The organism is Apibacter sp. B3546 (assembly GCF_009827885.1).
GTDB lineage: Bacteria > Bacteroidota > Bacteroidia > Flavobacteriales > Weeksellaceae > Apibacter.
This window is the reverse complement of the sequence record NZ_WINW01000037.1, coordinates 1-18007: the sequence shown is the minus strand read 5'-3', so window position 1 is coordinate 18007 and position 18007 is coordinate 1. Positions and strand designations below refer to the sequence as shown.

Annotated in this window: 14 protein-coding genes; 6 read left to right on the top strand and 8 right to left on the bottom strand. The window is 30.9% G+C overall.

Annotation, left to right across the window (positions count from 1 at the left end; translation table 11 throughout):
- The first annotated feature begins 99 nt into the window (after positions 1-99).
- Positions 100-2562, top strand: coding sequence for a TonB-dependent receptor (locus GFU93_RS08635; protein WP_160568775.1), 2463 nt, complete (start codon positions 100-102; stop codon positions 2560-2562).
- A gap of 188 nt (positions 2563-2750) precedes the next feature.
- Positions 2751-3359, top strand: a complete 609-nt coding sequence (locus GFU93_RS08630) for a TetR/AcrR family transcriptional regulator (RefSeq protein WP_160568772.1) — start codon at positions 2751-2753, stop codon at positions 3357-3359.
- On the opposite strand, the gene GFU93_RS08625 is transcribed toward GFU93_RS08630, so the two are convergent.
- Complete coding sequence (locus GFU93_RS08625; protein ID WP_160568770.1) at positions 3356-4567, bottom strand: mechanosensitive ion channel family protein; 1212 nt, start codon at positions 4565-4567, stop codon at positions 3356-3358. The genes GFU93_RS08630 and GFU93_RS08625 overlap by 4 nt on opposite strands.
- Positions 4568-4662: 95 nt before the next feature.
- Between GFU93_RS08625 and GFU93_RS08620 the strand changes: the two genes are divergently transcribed.
- Both GFU93_RS08620 and GFU93_RS08615 read left to right on the top strand, forming a co-directional pair.
- Positions 4663-5163 (top strand): DUF456 domain-containing protein, encoded by a 501-nt coding sequence (locus GFU93_RS08620; RefSeq protein WP_105296872.1) that lies wholly within the window; start codon positions 4663-4665, stop codon positions 5161-5163.
- Between the two features lie 40 nt (positions 5164-5203).
- A complete protein-coding gene (locus tag GFU93_RS08615; RefSeq protein ID WP_160568768.1) occupies positions 5204-6067 on the top strand; it encodes an MBL fold metallo-hydrolase in 864 nt (287 codons plus the stop codon).
- 59 nt (positions 6068-6126) lie between these two features.
- On the opposite strand, the gene pta is transcribed toward GFU93_RS08615, so the two are convergent.
- Together pta and GFU93_RS08605 are read right to left on the bottom strand one after the other, a co-directional pair.
- Positions 6127-8220: a phosphate acetyltransferase gene (gene pta, locus GFU93_RS08610; RefSeq protein ID WP_105296874.1), complete on the bottom strand. Its 2094-nt coding sequence runs from the start codon at positions 8218-8220 to the stop codon at positions 6127-6129.
- 141 nt (positions 8221-8361) lie between these two features.
- The gene (locus GFU93_RS08605; RefSeq protein WP_160568766.1) at positions 8362-9135 is read right to left on the bottom strand and encodes an MBL fold metallo-hydrolase; all 774 of its coding nucleotides are present in this window, start codon (positions 9133-9135) and stop codon (positions 8362-8364) included.
- Positions 9136-9169: 34 nt separating this feature from the next.
- Here GFU93_RS08605 and GFU93_RS08600 point away from each other — a divergent pair, with 34 nt between their 5' ends.
- Together GFU93_RS08600 and GFU93_RS08595 are read left to right on the top strand one after the other, a co-directional pair.
- Positions 9170-10597, top strand: a complete 1428-nt coding sequence (locus GFU93_RS08600; protein ID WP_160568764.1) for a TonB-dependent receptor — start codon at positions 9170-9172, stop codon at positions 10595-10597.
- Positions 10598-10609: 12 nt separating this feature from the next.
- Entirely contained in the window at positions 10610-10927 is a 318-nt protein-coding gene (locus tag GFU93_RS08595) for a DUF4286 family protein (RefSeq protein WP_160556856.1), read from the top strand.
- 61 nt (positions 10928-10988) lie between these two features.
- Here the strand turns inward: GFU93_RS08595 and hemL are convergent, their stop codons facing one another.
- From hemL to GFU93_RS08570, 5 genes are all read right to left on the bottom strand, one after another.
- Entirely contained in the window at positions 10989-12275 is a 1287-nt protein-coding gene (gene hemL, locus GFU93_RS08590) for a glutamate-1-semialdehyde 2,1-aminomutase (RefSeq protein WP_160568762.1), read from the bottom strand.
- Between the two features lie 14 nt (positions 12276-12289).
- On the bottom strand, positions 12290-13375 hold the full coding sequence (locus GFU93_RS08585; protein WP_160568760.1) for a glucosaminidase domain-containing protein: 1086 nt from the start codon (positions 13373-13375) through the stop codon (positions 12290-12292).
- A complete protein-coding gene (locus GFU93_RS08580; protein ID WP_160568758.1) occupies positions 13372-14277 on the bottom strand; it encodes a 1-aminocyclopropane-1-carboxylate deaminase/D-cysteine desulfhydrase in 906 nt (301 codons plus the stop codon). The genes GFU93_RS08585 and GFU93_RS08580 overlap by 4 nt, the downstream gene beginning before the upstream one ends.
- 141 nt (positions 14278-14418) lie before the next feature.
- On the bottom strand, positions 14419-15807 hold the full coding sequence (locus GFU93_RS08575; protein ID WP_160564768.1) for a peptide MFS transporter: 1389 nt from the start codon (positions 15805-15807) through the stop codon (positions 14419-14421).
- Between the two features lie 33 nt (positions 15808-15840).
- On the bottom strand, positions 15841-17343 hold the full coding sequence (locus GFU93_RS08570; RefSeq protein ID WP_185150474.1) for a peptide MFS transporter: 1503 nt from the start codon (positions 17341-17343) through the stop codon (positions 15841-15843).
- Positions 17344-18007: the final 664 nt, after the last annotated feature.

Here is an 18007-nt window from a genome sequence, read left to right as displayed (position 1 = left end):
GTTGCATTTTTTTTCAATATAGATTTTAGTATTTTATTTAATACTATTATATTTACTACTGTAAAAGAATACAAAAACAAACTAATTAAATTAATATTTATGAATCTAAAGTATAAAGCATTAGATCTATTTTGCTTTTTAAGCATTATGGCTCCTACGGCTATTGGTTTTGCACAAAACATATCTCCGGATTCAACTCAAATTTCAGAAAAAGAAATTGACGATGTTGTAGTCATTGGAAAAGGAGTTATTGATGTTGTAAAAGAAAGAGAAACCCCTATTGCTGTCTCTATTATTAAAAAACAAGAAATCAGGGATAAAGGAGGAAATCAGGAATTTCCTGCACTTATGAAAAATGCACCTTCCATTTATGTTAATGATGCCACCGGATATGGGGATTCAAAAATGATTACAAGAGGATTTAATCAATCCAATACTGCTGTTTTGATAAATGGTCAGCCTGTTAATGGTATGGAAAGCGGAAGTGTGTATTGGACTAATTGGACCGGATTAATAGACATTGCCAACACCATCCAAGTACAAAGAGGTCTTGGGTCTTCTAAACTTGCTATATCTTCCGTTGGCGGCACCATAAATATTGTAACTAAAGCCACTGACAAAAAAGCCGGTTCAACGGCTCGATTTTTAACGGGAAATGACGGTTTTTGGAGAACTAACTATGAATACAACAGCGGTTTACAGGGAAAATGGGGAGTATCTTTTTCAACTTCTACGTGGAGAGGCGACGGGTACAACAGAGGAACTAAAGGTTATGGTCAAAATTACTTTTTATCAATTGGCTTTCAACCCAATGAAAAGCATAATTTCAATTTTATAATTTTTGGAGCACCTCAAAATCATGATCAAAATTATTATACAAAAATATCTGATTTTAAAAGATATGGTTACCGATATAATGTAAATCAAGGGTGGTTACACGGAAAAGAACTTTTATTACGAACCAATTACTATCATAAATCAGTTGCCAATTTAAATTGGGACTGGAAAATCAATGAAAAAAGTACTTTGTCTACCGTGTTCTACGGCTCTTTAGGAAGAGGTGGAGGAACCGGAGGATATGGCTCTAAATACATTGAAACTCAAAACATTTCGACTCCTCAAAGTCCCAACACTATACCCGGAAGCAGAAATCAGGAAAATGGAACCATCAGTTGGGATGCAATTTTCGATTATAATTCTACACATAATAGCGATGGAATAGGAACAGGTAGTGATAATTTCATCATACGATCTTCGGTAAACAATCATCAATGGTACGGGCTGGTATCCAACTTTAATCATAAATTTAAAAAACATTTTGAATTTAATGTCGGAATTGATGGGAGAGCTTATACGGGTACTCATTTTCAACAAGCCAATAACTTTTTAGGATTATCCGGAATTACCGACAATATCTCAACCAATGTAAACGGTACCCATACTGCAACTAAAAACTATAATATTAATCCTTGGAGTTCCTTATTTAGAAATGTAAATAGGGGGCAAAGACTGAGTTTTGATTACGATGAAACCATTCAATATATTGGAGCATTCGGACAATTTGAATATGTTAATCCATTTATGAGCGCCTTTATACAAGGAGTAATTTCCGAACAATATAATTCCAGAAAAGATCGATTTAATTACACTCCCAACCATCAAAAATCTAAAACGCTAAATAATACCGGTTACAATATCAAAGGTGGAGTAAATTTTAAAATTAATGAAAATCACAATATTTTCGGAAATGCCGGATATTATTCCAGACAGCCTTTTCAGAATAATTTATTTTTAAATTGGAAAAATGATGTCAACCCACTAGCTGATAATGAAGAAATTATTGGCTTTGAAATCGGATATGAACTTCATTATAACTTTTTGGATTTAAGTATAAATTTATACAGAACCAGTTGGAATAACAGAGTAGAAACTATTTCAAACGAAAGCATCAATCAAATTGAAAATCGATCAGGCATCGATGAACTCCATCAGGGAATTGAAGTTGAATTTCTTGCTAAGCCTATCAGAAAATTACATTTTAAAGGGCATTTATCTTTAGGCAATTGGAAATATAATGGTAATGCGCATTCTACAACGTACGATTCCAATAATTTGTCCAATATCTTAAGTGAAAAGGATATTTTATTGGATGATGTAAAAACTTCAAACGCTCCCCAATTCAGTTATGGAGTTGGTTTAGTGTATAAAGCGTTTAAAAATTTCACTTTTGATGCTGATTTAAACAGATATGAAAAATTATATTCGGATTTTGATGTAACCCGGGCGGCTACAAATACAAAAATCGATTTAATTGAGCTTCCCAATTATTTTACGTTAGATATGGGAGCTTCGTATACTTTATATTTTGACAAAGCCTCATTACGTTTTAGAGCCAATGTCAACAATGCGTTAAACGATATATTTATGACCTATTCTAAAACCAATATAAAATCCGGCGATAAAGGAGCAGAAAACGTGAAATTTAAAGGAATCGATACCGCGAATCAGGTCTATTTCGGCAACGGAAGAACTTGGAATTTCGGTGTTACCTACAATTTTTAGTTGATAAGTTAACGATAAATAATCCTACATACTCATAAGATGTTATGTTTGATTATTTGGATATAATTCATACGTAATTAAATTCTAAAATATTTTGGTAATTACTTGATAATTACAATAAATAGTAGAGTAAAATAGTAATTATTTTACTCTATTTTTATTATATTTGTTTGAGTAGCATTAACATTATGGATGTAATTAAAGATCAAATTATTAATAAATCAATTGAGCTGTTTACTCAAATAGGAGTTAAAGTGGTCACCATGGACATGATCAGTAAAGATTTATGCATGTCCAAAAAAACTATCTATGAACATTTTTCCAGCAAAGAAGATTTAATAAAAAATACATTCAGTAAATGCATCACCGCTGCTATTCAAGAACTTGAAAATAAAATTAAAAATTGCCCGAATATCATTCAACAAAAATTTATTATTCTTGAAGACAGCAGCCATTTTATTTTTTTTAAAGAAAACAAAACCTTATTTCAACTAAAAAATTTCTATCCGGATATATATACCGAAATGATTTCTTTACAAAACGATTCCTTAAAAACGTTAATTAAAACAAATATTATTTTAGGTATTGAGGATGGATTATACAGATCTAAAATCAATAAAAAATTAACGGTAGAATATTTTTACCTGATTGAAAAGATTATAGCTATTGATGATAAACTTTCAGAAGTTAACGTAAATGATAACGTTATGAAAAAATATTTCATAGAGTTATTAATACGTTCAATTGCTACCAAAAAAGGTTGTAAAGAACTTGAAAAATATATTTCTAAAAATTAAGAAGGAATTACCGAAACAGTTTTAAGTCCGAAAAAAGATGAAATGGAAATGATATGCTCAAAGACCTCTGCTTGAACTTCTTCATATTCATTCAAATCCGAGGTATCGGTAAAACAATAAACCTCTAAAGGAATTCCATAAATCGTCGGATCTAACAGCCGTATCAAAATTGTATCTTTTTGAGATATGCGCGAGTTTTTTTTAAGATAAACTTGTACATACTTTCTAAATATTCCCATATTTGTATGACTTATGCCTTCATCCAATGTAATAGTGGTAAAATATTCTTTGAGAAGGCTACTATTTTTCAGCTCTTCAAATTCTTTTTTTCCTAAAAATTCAATGGATTGGCTATTGAAAACAATTGACCTTTTTATTCTTCGAGTATGCGAAGTTTTCATGGGGTCATAGTTTCTAACTTCTGTGGATATTAAATCATAAGTGGGTATGGTAGACACGGTTTTGTCTTTATTTAAAATTTTAGTGGTAATTAAATTAATGTCCACTATGCTTCCTTCTAAATTATATTTGGAGATAGAAATATAGTCGCCCGATTTTAATTGTTTGGAGTTAGAAATATTAATTCCTGCCACAAATCCTAATATAGGATCTTTGAATACTAGAATTATAACAGCCATGGTAGCCCCTATAAAGGTAAAAATATTAGAACTTGTTAAATCAAATACAATTGAGATAATTATAAAGCTGGATAATACTATAATTAACATTTTAAGAAGTTCCAAAAACGTATTTAATCCAACGGTAACATAGCTTCTGTCTCTATTTTTTACTTGAGCATAAGAATTGATAACACTAATTAGAAATTTAGCAATAAACGTTATTAAAAATATACTGAATGCTAAATCTAAAATATGGAAACTCTGAGGATGAGGGTAAAAAATAACGGGCACTAATAAATAGCATATCCCCAAAGGCAAGAGACGAAAGAAACTGGTAAATACATTTTTTTCAATAAAGGTATTCATCCATATATTTTTTGTATTCGGAACAATTTTCAATACAATTTTTAATAATACTTTACGCTGTAAAAAATCTAAAATCAAAAAAATAACCAGTATTATTAAAACTTTACTTGCAATTTGAGTGATTAAAACCACTTCATCGGGAAAATGATTCGAAATATAGCGATCCAACTGATCGATTATCGTATTTTGGTTTTTTTGCCTTAATGTAGTTGCCTCATTCATTAATCCGTTAAGTTTATATCAATTTATTAGAGATAAAGAGAAAAGTTTATAATTTATTAAGTATCTTTATAATTACTTTTAATGTATCATATTTTATGCCTGATTTAATTTGGATAATTTTAATATTTATTCTCATACTTATTGGAATTATAGGCTCCGTTTTACCTGCATTACCGGGAACACCTATAGCATTTATAGGTTTATTAGTTTATAAGTTATGCCCTCTTGGCGAAAATTTAAGTTGGTGGTGGATTTCTTTTTGTGCGATTTTAACCATATTAGGAATGGTCATTAACTATTTTATGCCTATTCTTACTGTTAAAAAATTCGGTGGTTCCAAATACGGCGCTATCGGGGCTACTATAGGAACATTGATAGGTTTTATCGTACCCTATGGTTTTCTGTACGGACCTTTTTTAGGAGCCTTCGTTGGAGAATTGATTTATGATTTTATGAATAAAAGAGGGGCTTTGAAAGCCTCTTTGGGTGCTTTACTTAGTTATTTTCTTTGTATGGGCGTTAATATAATTATATGCGGAATCATGATGACCATTTTTATTATCCATCTTACCTTTACTTATTTTAGCGTTAATTGATAAATAAACTTTATATTTAAAGTATCAAATACAATACTTTATGAAATTATATCCGATTGAAACCGGAAATTTTAAACTCGATGGAGGCGCTATGTTCGGCATTGTACCTAAATCTATCTGGCAAAAAACACATCCTGCAGATTCTAATAATATGGTCGATTTAGCTATGAGATGTCTTCTTATAGAAGATGGCAAAAGACTAATATTAATTGATACGGGTATTGGAAACAAACAAAATAAAAAATTTTTTGGATATTATTATTTATGGGGCGATTTTTCTTTAGAAAAATCCTTAGCACGATATGGCTTTACCTGTGATGATATTACTGATGTTTTTCTTACTCATTTACATTTAGATCATTGCGGGGGAGCCATTAAATGGAATAAAAGCAAATCGGGTTATAAACCAACATTCAAAAATGCTATTTATTGGAGCAATGAAGATCATTGGAATTGGGCCGTCCAACCTAATTTAAGAGAAAAAGCTTCTTTTTTAAAAGAAAACATTCTTCCCATTAAAGAAAGTGGTCAATTACAATTTATATCCATTCCTAAAGATAATTTCCTGAAAAATTCACCTTTAGGCTTTGATATATATTTTGTTAATGGACATACAGATAAGCAAATGTTACCCGTAATAATTTATGAGGGAAAAACAATAATTTACGCTGCTGATTTGTTACCTACTACCGGACATATTCCAATTTCTTATATTGCGGGATATGATACCCGCCCCCTACTCACTATACCCGAAAAGGAACAAATTTTAAATCTTGCCGAATCTCAAAATTATTTTTTCTTTTTTGAACATGATGCCGTTCATGAACTGTGTACAGTTAAAAAAACAGAAAAAGGAATCAGGCTCGATCAAACGTTTAGCTTTTTGGATATTTTTGGAAAATAAAAAACTCTATCAATCGTAATCAATGATAGAGTTTTTTTACTTCTTTAAATACTATTTTTTTAATTGTCGTTGGCTGCTTGGATAGCTGTAATTACAACCGTATTGTAAATATCTTCTATTTTTGCGCCTCTACTTAAGTCATTGATAGGTTTTCTCAATCCTTGAAGTACAGGACCTAGCGCTAGTCCTCCGGATTCCCTTTGCACCGCTTTATATGTATTATTACCGGTATTTAAATCCGGGAAAATCAATACATTTGCCTTTCCTGCAACTAAAGACCCCGGCATTTTACTGCTACCAACACTTGGAACCACCGCTGCATCATATTGAATCGGTCCTTCAATTAATAAGTCAGGACGCAAAGATTTTACCAGCTCTGTTGCTTTTCTAACTTTATCCACATCTACTCCCGCTCCTGAATATCCGGATGAATAAGAAAGCATGGCTATTTTCGGCTCAATTCCAAATTCTTTTGCAGTTCCTGCAGCAGAAATTGCTATATCTGCCAATTGTTCGTAAGTAGGATTAGGAACAATAGCACAATCACCGTAAACTAGTACCCTATCTTGCAAGAGCATGAAAAATACGGAAGAAACGGTTTTAATTCCCGGTTTAGTTTTAACAAATTGTAATGCAGGGCGTATCGTGTGAGCCGTAGTATTTTGAGCTCCCGAAACCATTCCATCTGCATCTCCTTTATACACCATCATTGTCCCAAAATAGGAGGCATCCAACATTAAATCTTTAGCCTGAGCATGTTCCATACCCTTATCTTTTCTAAGTTCATATAAGGTATCAACATAATCATTTAACTTATCGTTTTCTGTATTATCTAAAACAGAAATCAAATCCGTATTCCAACTTAGTCCCAGTTGGTTAACTTTTTGTATAATTTCATCCGGTTTACCTAAAATTGTGATCTTTACAATTTCATCATCCGCTAACATGGAAGCGGCGCGTAAAATTCTCTCATCTCCACCTTCCGGTAAAACTATATGTTTGTGGGCTGCTTTAGCTTCTTTCAACAAATTATACTGGAACATTCTAGGGGTAATTCCTTCAATTTTAAATGAAGAAATCCTCTTATCAAGCTCCGGCACATCCACATATTGTTCAAACAGGTCAATATTACGTTTAATTTTTGCCGTGTTTTCAGGATAAATTGTTGATTTTATATTGTCAATAGCTGTTGCTGCTTCAAATGTTCCCATATCAACAAGCATAATAGGCATGTTTACACTCGATCCGTCAATCATTTTCATGATTGAAGCATCAGGACCTATTCCGGCAGTTAGTATTATTCCTGAAATTCTTTTAAAATTAGATAAGTTGGAAAGTAAAGTTCCAACGATTAAATCGGATCGATCACCGGGAAGTATAACAACGCAATCTTCTTCAACATAGTTAATGAATTGAGATAGTAACATACCTCCAATCATAAACTTAGTGATGGATCGATTTAAATTTTCACTTCCATGAAGTACTTTAGCTCCTAAAACATCTGCAACTTCTTTTAGTGTAGGAAAGCTTAAAGGTTTATCGTTAGGAATTATAGATAATAAAACGGAATCACCAATGCGTTTCTTACTTTTAGTAATAACTTCTTCTATATCTTTATCACATTTATTAACAATTACCGCAATAACTTTATTATCCTTCTTTAAAAAATTGTTTAATTCCAGACTTATATTTTTAGCTAAATCGTGCGAATTTTTAAATGAATCTTTTACAACAAGAACGACCGGAATATTTAATGATTTAGCAATGATAACATTTAAATCATATTCTAATGAAGTACTTCCTGCTGATATATCAGTACCATCGATTAATACAAAATCAAATCTATCTTCTAATGCTTTATACTTTTGAATAATACTATCGTATGCCTCATTTAATCTGCCACTATTTTGAAGATCAATAATTTCACTTTTAGTAAAAGCGTATGCATCTTCATAACTCTGATTAAGATTAAAATAAGAAATCATAGTTTCAATATGGTTGTCTTTTATCCCATCATCTAAATCATCAATAATAGGACGAAAATAACCAATATTCGGTGTTCTTCTCATTACCATTTGCAATATCCCCAAGCTAATCAAAGATTTTCCGCTATAAGGACATGTAGCCGCTACATATACTGATCTATTGTTCATTTAATATTATAATTGTAAGTATTGCAAAAGTACAAAATTGAGGAATATACATTTAATTAAATTTATAAATTAAAATATATCTAAATAAAGCCTTTTATTTATTATAAAATATGATTTTTAGTAAAAAAATATGCATTCTTATTAAAATTCAACTTTCAATCCGTCATAAGCTAAAAAAACATGATTAGGCAATGTTTTTTCTACCTCTTCATGAAACCCTAGTTGATAGCTGATGTGTGTTAAATAAGCCTTTTTAGGTTTAACTTTCTCAATGATTTCCAATGCCTCAAACAAAGTAAAATGGGAAGCATGAGCTTCCTTTCTTAAAGCATTGATAACTAATACTTCTGAAAATTTAATTTTTTCTATTTCTTCTTCAGAAATGGAAGAAGCATCAGTGATATATGATAATCCCCCTATTTTATATCCTAAAATGGGCAACTTACCGTGTAAAATATGTATGGGTTGAATAGAAACATTTTGAAAAGAGATATCACCATTCACTGAATGTAATTCAAAACAGGGAGCACCCGGATATTTTACTTCTGCAAAAGCATAAGAAAATCTTCTTTTTATATCTTCTAATACCCTTTCCTTTCCAAAAATAGGAATATCTTGTCCTTTTAAAAAATTGATGGGACGCAAATCATCTAATCCTCCAATATGGTCTGTGTGTTCATGCGTTATTAATACGGCATCTACATTGGATTTATTTTCTCGCAACATTTGCTGTCTGAAATCAGGACCGCAGTCAATTAATAAATCCAAACCTTTATATTGAACCAATGCAGAAGTTCGTAATCTTTTATCTTTTTCATCTTGAGACTTACATACCGGATCATTTGAACCTATAACCGGAATTCCTTGAGAAGTTCCTGTCCCTAAGAATGTTATATTACTTTTTTGTAGTACCATAATTTTTGTAAATTTACGAACAAAAGTTGAAAATATGCTCTCTCATAAACAAGTACTAACCCCTAGGCAAAAAGCTCTTCAGATTAATTTAAATAAAGATATTTATGGGACTTTTTCTGAAATAGGAGCAGGTCAGGAAACCGTACGCTATTTTTTTAGAGCGGGCGCAGCTTCTAAAACTATTGCCAAAGCAATTTCTGCCTATGATAAAGAAGTAAGTGATTCTATTTATGGAAAAGAACCGGATAATAGATATGTTTCTCAAGCACGATTGCATAAAATGCTTGACCATGAAATTGAATTAATTGAGAAACGAATCGATAGAAGCAATTGTTCAGGCAGAAAATTTTTTTCTTATGCCAACACAGTTACTACCATCAATTTTAATAAAACTTTTAAAGGGCATGGTTGGGTTGGAATCCGATTTCAATTACACGAATTAGAACCGTATAATGAAATTATTTTACATGTTCGTTTCCATGAAAACGACACTAAATTACAACAGGAAACCTTAGGTATTTTAGGAGTCAATTTAATCTATGGTTCTTTTTTTTACAGTGATAATCCCAAAAAAATAATTTCATCTCTTTATGATGAACTCAGCACCGATCAGATTGAAATTGATATGATTAATTTCAGCGGACCGGATTATGCTGCTGTGGACAATCGTTTAATGAGCTTACAGTTAGTTAAAAACGGAATGGCAGATGCAGCTGTTTTTGAGCCTAACGGAAAAAATGTTCTTCCCGCGGATGAATTATATAATAAAAATATTTTCGCATTAAGAGGAAGTTTCCGTCCGGTTACCCATGTAAACATTGATATGTGTAATCAAGGTTTGAAAATGTTTATGAATGAAAAAAAGGTTACTAAAGAAAATACTAAGGTACTATTTGAGATTACTTTATCCAACCTGCTTGCTTCCGGTGAGATCAATGAACAAGATTTTTTAGATCGGGCAGATGTTTTAGGAAAATTAGGATATACTGTTTTAATTTCTAATTTTTCCGAATATTATCGCATAGTAGATTATTTCAGCAGATTTACTACGGAACGAATCGGTATTTCAATGGGTGTTAATAATTTATTGGACATTTTTAAAGAAGGATATTATAACCACTTAAGCGGTGGTATTATGGAAGCTTTTGGAAAGCTGTTTAAGCAGCATATGCGAATTTATCTTTATCCATATGTTGATCAAGAAACAGGAGAATTTCTCAATTCTGAAAATTTAAAAGTTAATGAAAGCCTTAAAGATTTATACAAATATTTTAAAAAAAATAAGAGGATTGTAGATATTAAAGATTATAATGAATCCTATCTCAGAATTTATGGAAAGCAAATTCTTACTCAGATTGCTTCCGGTAAAAACGGTTGGGAAATTAATATGCCCAACGAAGTTGCCGATATGATTAAAGAAAAGGGTATGTTCGGGTACTCAGTGGATTATGCTATTAATTAATGTTTTAATGAAATGATTATATATTCAGAAAGTTTTCACGTTGAATATCCTTTAGAAAAAGAATGGATCGATTGGGTTAAAAATACTTTAATCCCTGAAATGTATGAAATTCAAATATTTACTAAGGTTATATTTTCAAAAGTTATTTCTCATCCGGATGAATCAGGATGTACCTATTCGCTCCAATATTATGCCGCTAACAAAAAAGATTTAGAAGACTTTTATAAAAACCATTCCGATCGATTTGCTCAATTATTATTTCATAAGTTTGGAACTCGAGTCTTGCCTTTTAAAACTGAATTAGAGCTACTTGAAAGTTTCGAATTTTAATTTGCCATTTCTTCTATATAAAAATAAAATACACTATACAAAGTAATTTATTATTTTCCAATCAAAGAGAGGATATAAATTTTTTTGTATAATCTAATGTTTTTTCAATTTCAATATCTTTTATACAATCAGAAATAAACCATGTTTCATAACCTGAAGGCGGCAAATATATTCCATGGTTTAGTAGATAATGAAAATATTTATTAAACATTTCATGATCAGCTTTTGTTGCATCATCAAAGTTTGAAACTTCTGATATACCAAAAAATACAGCCATCATCGATGAACATTGATTAATACATACGGGTATACCGGCGTTTTTAAAAATAGTTCTTAATTCATCGGATAGGATTTTTGTAGTTTGTGTAATTCTATTGAAAATATCTAAATCATCTTTCAGTAGGCATAAGGTAGTATATCCGGCCCTCATAGCAATTGGATTTCCGGATAAAGTTCCCGCTTGATAAACCTTACCAACCGGAGATAAACAATCCATTATTTCCTTTCGAGCGGCAAATGCTCCGACGGGCATTCCTCCTCCAATAATTTTACCATAAGTTACTATATCTGCCTGAATGTTAAAAAACTCTTGAGCTCCCCCCATCTTTGCTCGAAAACCTGTCATGACTTCGTCAAAAATCAGTAATGACTGATTTTCTTCACATAGTTGCTTTAACTTAACAAGAAAATCTCCTTTAGGAGGTATACATCCCATATTACCTGCTATAGGTTCAAGTATAACTGCTGCAATCTCGCCCTTATTCTTTTCGAAAACAGATTTTACAGATTCGATATCGTTATATTTAGCCAACAAAGTATCCTTTGCCGTTCCTTCCGTTACCCCCGGACTATTAGGATTTCCAAAGGTAACAGCACCACTTCCGGCTTTTATAAGAAAGGAGTCGGAATGTCCATGATAGCACCCTTCAAACTTAATAAATTTATTTTTTGATGTAAAACCTCTTGCTAATCGAATTGCAGACATACAGGCTTCCGTACCTGAATTAACCATTCTTATTTTATCAATAGAAGGCACAGAAGAGGTAATCAATTTAGCAATTTCTGTTTCTAATTCCGTAGGAGTTCCAAATGAAAACCCATTTTTCATTTGCTCTATTACTGCTTCTACTACTTGGGGATGATTATGACCTAGAATCATGGGGCCCCATGAGTTTATATAATCTATATATGTGTTTCCGTCTTCATCTGTAAGATATGCACCTTTTGCCGATTTCATAAAAACCGGAACTCCTCCGACAGATTTAAATGCTCTAACGGGCGAATTTACCCCTCCGGGTATATATTGTTGCGCCTCTTGAAATAAAGCCTTACTTCTTTTAAATAACATCTACCAACCCTATTTTAACTTTTTCTCCCTTTTAATAAAATTCTATCTCCTTGTTTAGGCTCATCTCCCGGAAACATTAAATTTCTTTTGTATAATTCAATTAATGAAATACCATTTTCTTGGGCTATATCGTACATCTTCTCTCCTTCTTTTACAATATGTTCTTTGTTGATTCCTTTTTTCTTTTTTGGATCTAAAAAGATTTTTTGGTTAATTACTAAACTATCTTGAAAGAGTAAATCATTATAAGATTTTAATTGATTTAATGAGATGTGATAGGCTTTTGAAATATCTTCCAACGTATCTCCTTTCCTTAATATAATATATCTTACTTTCCCATTGGGATGAATTCTAATTCTAGAGCTGGGGAATTCAAAATTATTGGTCTTAACGGCTGCTATTTTCTTTACATTTTCTACTTTTTTAGCCGTTACTTTAACCGGAGTTGTTTTTTTGGGAACATCAATTTTTACTGTTTTTGAATTAGCATCTGCCAACAAAATTGATGATTTTTCTACCTGTTCAATACTATTATTGGATTTATATGTATCCGGATATAACTCTGCTAACTTTTTATCTACATTATCAGAGGTTAAAGAATCAAATTGGTATAATTTATATCTTTCAATTAAATTGATTAACATATATGCGTACTTAGGATTAGTAGCATACCCTGCTTTTCTTAAACCATGTGCCCATGCTTTATAATCTTTTCTATCTAATTGAAACAGTTTTTTATAATAGGGTCTTTCTGCTAAAAACAAAGAATGGTCTCTGTAAGATTCTTTTGCAGAGGTATATTTTCTAAAACATTCTCCTCTGGCATCATCATCATGATACATTCTCCCTCCGGTCCAATCATTTTTACATTTAATGCCAAAATGATTATTTCCTACCTGTGCTAAAATACTCTGCCCGTTACCTGTTTCTAAAATTCCTTGTGCTAAGGTAATACTTGCAGGAATTTGATACATTTCCATTTCCTCTACTGCAACTTTAGCATAGGTTTGAATGTATAATTCATCTTTTTTTACAGATTCTTGAGCCAGAATGAAATTTCCTAAAACTATCGCTATTAGAAATATTCCAAATTTTTTCATGTTACAATTATAGGTTTATTTTTCTTCTTTAAGTACTTATTCATTTCTTTAATCCCTTGTAAACCTCCTGTGTGTATTGCTAAAATTTTTTTGTCCTTATGGATTTGCCCCTTTTTTATCATGTCTCTTAATCCGAACATCATTTTCCCTGTATATATAGGATCAAGGGGAATATGATTGAGATAATAAAATTCGTTAATAAAATCGATTAATTCATTCGTAATTTTAGCGTATCCTCCAAAGTGGTACTCCAAATTTACTATAAAATTTTCTTTGCTAGTATGTTTTAATAATTCTTTAACTAAAAAATGAGCGTTTTTTAATACCGGAAATCCGATTACTTGTTGGTGAGGAAATGCTCCTACAGATAATCCAGAAACAGTTCCTCCGGTACCCATTGCAGAAGTAATTATGTCATAAGAAAAGGTTTTTTCTGATAGTATTTCTGCTGCTCCTTTTACAGCCAATGAATTTGTTCCGCCCTCAGGTACTAAATAATGATTAGGAATAGTATTAAGTATATTTTGTATATAACTCGACTGTTCTTTTAATCTATATTCATGCCTGGGTGCAAAAATAAATTCCATGCCATAAGTGGAAGCTTCTGTTAGAGTTAAATTATCTTTCCATTTATCAACAATTTCTTCACCTCGAATTATACCTATAGATTGGAAACCATTTTCATTAGCTGCTGCCGCACAGGCTACAATATGGTTAGACATTGCTCCGCCGAAAGTTACCAATATTTTCTTTCCTAATTCTTTAGCTTTTTGAATATTATATTTTAATTTCCAAAATTTATTTCCTGAAATGACGGGATGAATCAGATCTTCTCTCTTTATATGAAGAACTTGATCTGTTTGTAAGCCCGGAAATTGAAAAGTTTGTATAGGTACATTCATTTTATTTTCATGAATTTATTTTTATATGAATTATATCTAATGATTTAATAAACATTCCATAAACAACTAAAGCATATTCATTTATTCTAATTTAAATAAAGAATATGCTTTAGTGATATAACTTTTTAATTATTTTTAATCTTATCTTACTCCATGCATCATTTTTACTAGTACTTTATTTAATGCGATCATTAATACTCCACAAATGATTACAAATAATGAAATATATAAAAATATTTTACCTGCTCCTAAGGTTTCGACTGTAGAAGCTAAAAAACCTCCTACTATATTCGCAATAAAGGATGCCATTAACCATACTCCCATTAATAGAGATGCTAATTTAGGAGGTGCCAATTTTGTTACTACGGAAAGCCCGACAGGCGACAAACATAATTCCCCTATGGTATGAACAAGATACGTTAAAATTAACCACCATATACTCGCTTTAATGGTAACATCGGCTATATCGCCCCCTCGTTCCGCAACTGCTCCTAACATAAAGAAAAATCCAACCCCTAAAATTATCATTCCTAATCCCATTTTTAACGGAGTCGTTAGTTTTTGTCCTAATTTACTATTCCAAAAATACGCAAAGATCGGAGCTAAAACTACTATAAAAAATGGATTTACCGATTGGAATAATGAAGTGGGTATATTGTATTCTCCAATAAAAGGCAAGTTTACATTTCTGTCGATAAATTTATCTGTATACAATGATAAAGATGAACCGGCTTGCTCAAATCCTGCAAAAAAGAAAATAGCAAAAAAGAAATAAATAAATATAACAGCAACTCTTTGTTTTTCATTTTTAGTTAGTGGAACGTTTGGATCAACATCACTATTTGTATCGTTTTTGGTGACTTTTCCTTGAGGTTTTAACCCAAGATCTCCTAAATATTTTTTCGCCAACGTATTATAGGTAATTTGACCAAAAAACATTCCGACTGCAGCTGCGAGGAAACCATATTTGTACCCATATGATATTATTTTTCCTGCGGCATCTCTTGTAGAGAAAATATCATCGGTCAATATTCCTACAATAATGGGAGCAATCAATGCTCCTAAATTTATGCCCATATAAAAAATAGAGAATGCTGAGTCTCTTTTAGGATCTCCATCTGCATATAAACCACCTACCAAAGTTGATATATTGGGTTTAAAAAATCCATTTCCTATAATTAGAAGGAATAACCCCACATACAGTCCACTTTGGGTATTTAATGAAAATAATGCCAGTTGCCCACACATCATTATAATTCCCCCTATTGTAATGGAATGTCTTTGTCCTAAATATTTATCCGCCAACCAACCTCCAATTAATGGAGTAAAATAAACAAACCCTGTAAAGAAACCATATATTAAGCTGGCTGTTTGAGCATCTATACCTAAACCTCCTTCTAAATAAGATTTTGTAAGATATAGTATTAAAATTCCTCTCATCCCATAATACGAAAATCGTTCCCACATTTCTGTTAAAAACAGTAGGTATAACCCTTTAGGATGCCCTTTTTTAACTTGAGTTTCTGTCATAATATAATTTATACTTAGTTTTACTTATTATTATTATTTAACTTCTTGCATTAATTTCCCTATCAAAGGAGAAAATAGAATTAAAGCAATACCGGTAATTAATGCATAATTGGCCAATTGTCCGAATCCTGTAGTATATGAATATAATTTAGTTACTAAAGATGCATTTTCATCCGGAGAAGACATTTCTGCCCCTAAAAGACCTGCTACATATTGTGCATAAGAACTGGCTAAGAACCACATTCCCATCATCATTCCTGACAAATTTTTGGGAGATAATTTGGTAACTATAGATAAGCCTACCGGAGATAAACAAAGTTCTGCGAACGTCATAACCAAATAGGCTATTGTAAAGATATTTAAAGATGTCATTCCGTTGAAATCGGCAAAATATCTTGTACTATATAAAATATAAAAAGAGCCGGAAAGAAATAAAAATCCCAATCCAAATTTTATTACCGTATTGGGTTCTAATTTTATTTTTGCCAACCATAGCCATAATAATCCAAATAAAGGACTTAAGATTATTACAAATAAAGCATTGGAGCTATTATTTACAATATTAGGATCAATATTAAAAAACAGTAATTTATGACTTAGGTTTCCTTCGGCAAAAATAGCCAAAGCTCCTCCACTTTGTTCAAAAAATGCAAAAAATAGTATTGAAAAAATAATTAAAATCATCGCTGCAACAAGTTTTTTTCTTATTTGTGCGCTTTTTATTTTAATAAGTTCTATAATAAACAAAGCTATTGCCAACGGACCAATGGTATACATAAAATAATCCGTGTATCGAGTATTATGTATCATGGCATAAATAATAGGTATGCATAATAATACTCCTAAGTACACAAACATCTCACGTGTTCTCCTGGTTGAAGGTTTCATATCTATCAATGGTGAGTCACCAATAGGACCTAAATATTTTTTGGTTGCTAAGAAGATTAAAATACCTATTAGCATTACTATAGATGCGGCTAAAAAGCATAAATTCCAGGAATGATATTTTCCTAAATAAACACATAAAACACCACCAAACAAGGCTCCTAAATTTATACCCGAATAAAACAACCCAAATCCTGCATCTCTTCGTGGATCTTTTTCACTGTATAAATCTCCAACCATAGTGGAAATGTTAGGCTTAAAAAATCCGGTTCCAATTATTGATAATGTTATTCCAAAATAAAAAAAATCATGTGGAGAATAAGCGATAATTAAATTACCTAAAACCATGGTTAAACCTCCAATGAAAAGAGATTTTTTAAATCCTAATATTTTATCTGCCAAAATCCCCCCAATAAAAGTAAAGGCGTAAATAAATGCTTGTATCGCTCCATATTTAAGGTTAGAATCTTTATCAGTAACTCCTAATTGACCCACCATAAAAATTGTAAGAACTCCTCTCATACCATAGAAGCAGAAACGTTCCCACATTTCAATCAAAAATAGATATATTAGCTGTTTTGGATATTTTCCGCGAAAATTATGAATTTCTTCTAGAGTAAGTTCTTTATTTTTTTGGATATTGTCATTCATATTATTATCACTGTTAGTAGTATTAATCGTTTTAAATTCATAAATGCTTAAAAATCAATTATTTAATTTTTTTAATTGATTTTTTACTATCAAAAATACTAAAAATTCCTAAAATCAAATAGAAGTATAAGCTATAATCTCAAAAATAATATAATTTATGAATAAAAAATAAAGCTTATTTATTTTATTATCTAAATTTTTTTTTACTTAATAATGAAATAATTTTAAGCTATTATTACTAACAATAAATATAAAGACATATATTTTTATGGATTTTTTAAACTAATTGGTATAAATATTTACTACAAACTATCATGTAAAATAATTTTCTAATTAGTTTAATTTATTATTAATTTTTTAATTCATCATATAATTACTTTTTAGTAGTTATTATATTATGAAATTTGAATTCTCTTAGCTAAAAAAACCTATCAAAAAAGAGTAACTAAAGAAATAGAATCAATAAAACCTATTTCTTCAAATTATAAGATTTCAAAAACTATTTAGATTTACTATTTCTAAATAAGAAGTTCTTTATCGAGATTGAGATTGTTTTTAATAACATTGAAGAATATGTATAGTAAATATCATCATAGACAGTAAAGGTCTGATATAAAATTATGAGAGTTAGCTTATGAGTTTAGCTAAATTAAAAGTTTATAAG

What these genes read in the sequence shown, in the direction of transcription:
- GFU93_RS08635 (WP_160568775.1), top strand. Translation starts at nt 100, where the DNA reads ATGAATCTAAAGTATAAAGCATTAGATCTATTTTGCTTTTTAAGCATT.
- GFU93_RS08630 (WP_160568772.1), top strand. Translation starts at nt 2,751, where the DNA reads ATGGATGTAATTAAAGATCAAATTATTAATAAATCAATTGAGCTGTTT.
- GFU93_RS08625 (WP_160568770.1), bottom strand. Translation starts at nt 4,567, where the DNA reads ATGAATGAGGCAACTACATTAAGGCAAAAAAACCAAAATACGATAATC.
- GFU93_RS08620 (WP_105296872.1), top strand. Translation starts at nt 4,663, where the DNA reads ATGCCTGATTTAATTTGGATAATTTTAATATTTATTCTCATACTTATT.
- GFU93_RS08615 (WP_160568768.1), top strand. Translation starts at nt 5,204, where the DNA reads ATGAAATTATATCCGATTGAAACCGGAAATTTTAAACTCGATGGAGGC.
- pta (WP_105296874.1), bottom strand. Translation starts at nt 8,220, where the DNA reads ATGAACAATAGATCAGTATATGTAGCGGCTACATGTCCTTATAGCGGA.
- GFU93_RS08605 (WP_160568766.1), bottom strand. Translation starts at nt 9,135, where the DNA reads ATGGTACTACAAAAAAGTAATATAACATTCTTAGGGACAGGAACTTCT.
- GFU93_RS08600 (WP_160568764.1), top strand. Translation starts at nt 9,170, where the DNA reads ATGCTCTCTCATAAACAAGTACTAACCCCTAGGCAAAAAGCTCTTCAG.
- GFU93_RS08595 (WP_160556856.1), top strand. Translation starts at nt 10,610, where the DNA reads ATGATTATATATTCAGAAAGTTTTCACGTTGAATATCCTTTAGAAAAA.
- hemL (WP_160568762.1), bottom strand. Translation starts at nt 12,275, where the DNA reads ATGTTATTTAAAAGAAGTAAGGCTTTATTTCAAGAGGCGCAACAATAT.
- GFU93_RS08585 (WP_160568760.1), bottom strand. Translation starts at nt 13,375, where the DNA reads ATGAAAAAATTTGGAATATTTCTAATAGCGATAGTTTTAGGAAATTTC.
- GFU93_RS08580 (WP_160568758.1), bottom strand. Translation starts at nt 14,277, where the DNA reads ATGAATGTACCTATACAAACTTTTCAATTTCCGGGCTTACAAACAGAT.
- GFU93_RS08575 (WP_160564768.1), bottom strand. Translation starts at nt 15,807, where the DNA reads ATGACAGAAACTCAAGTTAAAAAAGGGCATCCTAAAGGGTTATACCTA.
- GFU93_RS08570 (WP_185150474.1), bottom strand. Translation starts at nt 17,343, where the DNA reads ATGAATGACAATATCCAAAAAAATAAAGAACTTACTCTAGAAGAAATT.